The sequence below is a fragment of the uncultured Chitinophaga sp. genome (assembly GCF_937874145.1).
In the GTDB taxonomy this organism is placed as follows: domain Bacteria; phylum Bacteroidota; class Bacteroidia; order Chitinophagales; family Chitinophagaceae; genus Chitinophaga.
Map to the genome: position 1 here is coordinate 1 of NZ_CALNBI010000524.1, position 5,739 is coordinate 5,739.

A 5,739-nucleotide genomic window follows, 5' to 3' on the forward strand; every position below is an offset into this window, starting at 1 on the left:
TCCGAGCGACATAATAATACCCATATAAGATTGCAGGTTGAGCGTACTGCCCGTGATGCGCAGCAGCAGCAGGGCGCCCAGGATCACGGCAGGAACGGTTGTCAGTACCACGAAAGATACGCGGAACGACTGGAAATTGGCGGCCAGCATGAGGAAGATCACTACGATGGCCACGAGCAGGCCGCTTTGCAGGCTGTTCATGGTTTCCGTGAGCGTGTTGCTGAGCCCGATAGGTTCCATTGTGAGGCCGCGGGGCAGGTCGCCCAGCGATGCGATCGCCGCCTTTACGTCTTTACTGGCGGTACCAAGGTCCATATCGTTGAGATTCGCGGTCACGGAGATCATGGGCATGGCGCCGAGGTTGTCGTTCTCCCCATAGGTTGTGCCCTGGGTGATGGTGGCCACATCGCCCAGCACAGGGCGCGAAGCGTTCTTCATGAGCGGTATCTCGGCGATCTCTTCAAGATTATTCATCTTGTTCTCCGGAATCTGCACCTGCACGCTGTAACTGAGGTTCGCCTTCTCGTCGACCCATACGTTCTTCTCCGTTAAACGGCTGGAAGACGTGGAGGCGATCAGTGAACGCGAAACGTCGGTCATATCCACCCCGAGCTGCGCCAGGCGCGTACGGTCTACTTCAATATTGATCGAAGGGTATTTGGTGGATTGCTGCAGCTGCACATCGCGCATATAGGAAATGCTTTTCAGCTTGTCGATGATCTTGTTCGCGTATTCTTCGTTCTGTTTTTTGTTCCTGCCCGAAATACGCACTTCCACCGGCGTGGGCGAGCCCTGGCTGAGGATCTTGTCGGTCAGCTCTATCGGCTCGAATGACAAGGTCATATCCGGCACATTCTCTTTCAACGCTGCGCGCAGCTGTTCTTTCAGCTCTTCCAGCTCGAAGTGTTTCTCTTTATTCAGGCTCACCTGTATCACCGCTTCGTGCGGACCGGCCATGAACAAATAGATCGGGCTTACGGAGAACAAGGCAGGGTGCTGCCCCACATAGGATGAAGTAATGCTGACATTCTCCTTGCCCACTACTTCTTCGATCGTCTGGATGGCGCGGAGTGTTTTCTGTTCCGTCCTTTCCATTCTCGTGCCTTCTTCCGCACGCATCCTGAGCTGGAACTGGCCGCCGTTGGTACGCGGCAGTACATCCTGCCCGATACCTGCGAGGAGCCACAGTGCCAGTCCGCTGATGATCACGAGGTAAGCGACCACCACAGGTTTACGCACCGGCATGAGGTTATTGATCATTTTCATGAACCCGTTCCGGAATTTCTCAAAGCGGCTGATCTTGCCGTCGTTGTTGAAATCCGCGCGTTCTACCAGCACTTTCTTCTGATCCCAGGTATCGTTTTCATTGGCGGGCACATGTCCTTTCTTATGCGTTTTCATGATCCAGTTAGCCATTACCGGCACAAAGGTCTGCGACAGGAAATACGACGTGATCATGGAGAAGCCGATGGCCAGCGCCAGCGGGAGGAACAGCGATCCGGGGATGCCTTTCATCGTGAAAGCGGGCGCAAACACGGCGAGGATACAAAACAGGATCAGCAATTTCGGGAACGCGATTTCTTTACAGGCATCCCATATGGCGAGGGCTTTAGGCTTGCCCATGTCGAAGTGCTGGTGGATGTTTTCTATCGTCACCGTACTTTCATCGACCAGGATACCGATAGCGAGCGCAAGGCCGCTCAGCGTCATGATGTTGATCGTTTGCCCGAAGAGGCTCAGGAACAACACGCCGGAGATAATAGATACCGGGATGGTGAGGATCACGATGAGCGCTCCGCGGAGGTCCCCTAAAAAGAGCACCACCATCAAACCCGTCAGGATCGCACCGATGATGCCTTCCGTCACGAGGCTCTTCACGGCGTTCATCACGTAAGTACTCTGATCGAATTCATAACTGAGCGTTACGTCTTCGGGTAACTGCGCCTGGAGCCGCGGGATGGCTTTTTTGAGGCTCTGCACCACTTCCCAGGTGGAAGCGTCCGCGGATTTCGCCACGTTGAGGTATACGGAACGACGGCCGTTCACGAGGGCATACCCCGCTGCAATGTCCGCCCCGTCTTCTACCGTTGCCACATCGCGCAGATAGAGGTTCTGCACCCCACCTTTAAACAGCGGGATATTTTCGAAATCCTTGATGCTTTTAACGGTCGTATTCGTAGGGGTGATATAATTCTTGTCGCCGATGCGCACGTTGCCGGAGGGCGCCACCTGGTTGTTCAGTCGCAGTGCTTCCACCAGTTGGTCGGGCGTGAGGTGATGGATACGCAGCAGCTCGGGATCCGCTTTGATCACCACCGTCCGGATGTTCCCACCGAACGGCGGCGGCGCCACCAGGCCCGGAATGGAGGTGAACGAGGCGCGGACGTACACGTTGGCCAGGTCCATCAGTTCGTTGTTCGTCCGCTTATCGGATTTCAGCACCAGCTGCCCCACAGGCAGCGTAGACGCATCGAACCGGATAACGAACGGCGGCTGCGATCCCTGCGGGAACACCGCCTGGATACGATTGGAGAAAGCCGATACTTCCGCGGCCGCCTGCGCCATGTTGGTCCCTTCGTAGAAGTTGAGCTTCATGAGCGTGAGGCCCTGCACGTTTTTCGTCTCGATCGACTTCAGCCCGTTCACGAAAAGCATGATGTTCACATACTGCTTGGCGAAGAAGGCTTCCATCTGGTTGGGCGTATATCCGCCGAAGGGGTGCGCGAGGTAGAGCACCGGCATATCCAGCTTGGGGAAGATGTCCACTTTCACTTCCCGCACCGCTTTCACGCCGAAGAAAAACAATCCCGCCACCAGCACGAGGATGGTGATCGGTTTGTTTAGTGCGCTTTTGATAAGTCCCATTATCTTGCTATGATTAAAATTCGTTGATAAATAATCCAAAATCCCCCGCCGCCGCGGCTTTCAGCAGCAGCGCCTGCCACACGTTGCTATAAGCCACGTCGCGGTCGGTTTCTGCGCGGTTGAGGGTATAGAGCGCCTGGGTGACGTCCACCAGCGTACTCAGCCCGTTTTTATACATCACGGTTTTCTGCAGGTAGGCGTCGGAAGCGGATTTGATCTGCACCAGCGCTTCGCGGTAGGTGTCGATCGCGTTCTTCATCTTCGTATCGGCCAGCGAGAGCTGCGCTTTCAGTTGCTGGTCGATCACTTCCATTTCGTTTTGCAAAGCTTTGGAAGTGTATTCCTGCGCGCTCACCTGTTTGCTGACGCGCGCAATGCTGGTGAGGTTCCAGGTAACGCCCACGCCGAAGAGGTAGTTGGTGCGCGTGGGTTTCACGCCCGTCCAGTAATCGCGGGTGAACGCGGTGTGGTCGGTGATATATTCCGCTTTGAACCCGGAGCCTCTTGTCTGCAATATGCTGAACAGGCTGAACGCGGGATACTGCAGGGTGCGGATGTATTTTTCCTGTTCCTGGCTCAGCCGGATGCGGCTCTGGTAGAATTGAAGGACGGGGTGGACGTCGATGCGCATCGCAACCGTATCCGTTACCACCGCTGGCAGGCGCGTCAGGATGAAGGAGTCCAGGATATAAGGTTGCGGCGCCGTTCCCATAAGTTGCGCCAACTGGTTGCCCTGCTCCTGCTCCACGTCGCGCGAGCGTACGAGCGATATCTTTGCATTGGCGACTTCCGCATTGGCCAGCGAGGAATCCACCCCGGCTATAAGGCCATTCAGCGCCCGGCGCGTTACTACCGAACGGAAAGTATCGGCTCTTTCCAGGTTGCGCTCCCAGGCTTTGGTGAGCCGCTGCGCCGCGAGCAGGTTAAGGTAAGTGGCCGCCACTTTCACTTCGTGACGGAACTGCTCCTGCTGCCAGTCGCGTTCGTCGCGGCGGGCGAGGGTTTCAGCGGTTTTAATCTTTTCCTTCATTCTGCCGAAGGCAAAAAATTCCCAGTTGATGTTGGCAAGATAGAGCGCCCCGAACGCGGCGTTCCAGTTTTGTTCCGGCATGGCCATCCCGGAGGAAGCTACACCGAGGCCGCCGAATCCGTAAAGCGGACCGTTCTGGCCGTTGATGGTACCATAATCCTGTTGCGCAGACACGCTGAAGTTAGGCAGGTAATCCCGCCGTGCCTGTTCCGCAGACGCTTTGGAGGCGTTCACGTAGTTGGCTTTCGCCTTGATGGAACCGTAATTGTTCAGTGCCGTTTGTACAGCATCTTTCAGGGTCAGCACCTGCGCGCGGGCGCCGATGGAACCGGTAAGAAGGATAACAGACAACAGCAGATGAACGGAATAGCGTGATGTCATCTGAATCAAAATGTGCGGTTTTTAAAGCATGGCAGCCTTACAGCTGAGTTTTCTCATGCAAATAGCGCGCATCATTCTGAAGCAATTTTGAAGAAGTGAAAGTGTGCGGAAAATCGATTGTAATTATGTGATGACCGGCTTGAAAGCGGTATTCAATGGTAAAGCCATTCATGTCGCAGATTTGCTTCACGATAGACAGGCCAATGCCCACGGAGCTCTGGCACATCGTTCCCTTCCTGAACCTGAGGAACATCTCCTCCGGAGGCGCCTGCGGCTCGGGGCCCGTGTTGGAAATCATCAGGTGCCTGCTGTTCAGCTCGATGGAAATATGCCCGCCGGGATAGTTGTGGCGGATGGCGTTGCCGATGAGGTTGTTCAGCAGGATGTCCACCAAAGCCGTGTGCAGCTTCACTTCCACCTTCTCCTCGATGCGGTAGTCCATCGTGAGCCCTTTGATCGTGATGAGGTCACAGAAAGTGTTGACCGTTTCCCGCGCGTACCGCGAAATATCCAGCAATTCCTCGCATTCGTACTCATTGTTTTCCAGGCGCGACAGCAGCACGAGGCTCCGGTTGATCCGCGTCAGCCTGTCCACCGCGTTCTGCATATCGGAAATCAGCACCGCCTGCTCGCCTTCAATATTGTATTCCGACATCAGCTCCAGCTTGCTCCGGATGATCGCCAGCGGCGTCTGCAGCTCGTGGGAAGCATTCTCGGAAAATTCTTTCAGGTTGATGTAATCGTCCACCGCCTTGTCCGTCATCTTCCCCACGAAACTGTTCAGTTCATTGAATTCCTTCGTCCGCGAAGGCTTGAATTCCAGCTTCTTGCGCGACCGCAGGTTGAAGCGCTGCAGTTTTTTGAGCGTGCTGTAAAAAGGCGCCAGCACCAGCCGCGAAGCCAGGCGCGCCGTGAGCACGATCAGCCCGATCAAAATGACCAGCTTCCACAGGATCGATTCCCGCAATCCCGCCAATATCTGCTCCGAGCGCGTCACGTAGTCGCCGGAAATAATTTTATAGCTCACCCCGTTGATCACATGCCACGAAGCCACCGTGATCTTCCGGTCATAATCTTCCATATCCGGGTCATGCTTCACATCGCGGTCGGTGATGAGGAAGAAATCCGCCGGCATGGTGGAATCCGATGGCGCCGCTTTGATCCGGCATCCCTGCATGAATTCTCCCACAGCCTCGCCCCTCGCCAGCTGCTGCGCAGCCCGCTCGTTCACATGTTTTAACCGGGTAATGGCCGCCTTGTCGATCTGCCCCTTGATGCTTTGGTAAGTAATGACGCTGTTGATGGGAATGATCAGCAGCGTAACGCCCAGGAACCACAACGTAAATCTGTCTACAATCTTCATGGCGATGTTATTGACGGGATGTATTGAATTTATACCCCAGCCCGTACACCGTGCCGATGTAATCGGTCCCGTTGGCGGCGCTGATTTTCTTGCGGATGTT

General features: G+C 55.3%; 3 protein-coding genes. All 3 read right to left on the minus strand.

Translation table 11 applies throughout. From position 1 onward, the window contains the following. A partial coding sequence (locus Q0510_RS24735) for an efflux RND transporter permease subunit (RefSeq protein WP_298718006.1) occupies positions 1-2,865 on the minus strand: 2,865 nt, incomplete at its 3' end. 13 nt (positions 2,866-2,878) lie between these two features. Further along, a complete protein-coding gene (locus tag Q0510_RS24740) occupies positions 2,879-4,276 on the minus strand; it encodes a TolC family protein (RefSeq protein ID WP_298718009.1) in 1,398 nt (465 codons plus the stop codon). Positions 4,277-4,313: 37 nt separating this feature from the next. After that, positions 4,314-5,639 (minus strand): HAMP domain-containing sensor histidine kinase, encoded by a 1,326-nt coding sequence (locus Q0510_RS24745; protein ID WP_298718012.1) that lies wholly within the window; start codon positions 5,637-5,639, stop codon positions 4,314-4,316. Positions 5,640-5,739: the final 100 nt, after the last annotated feature.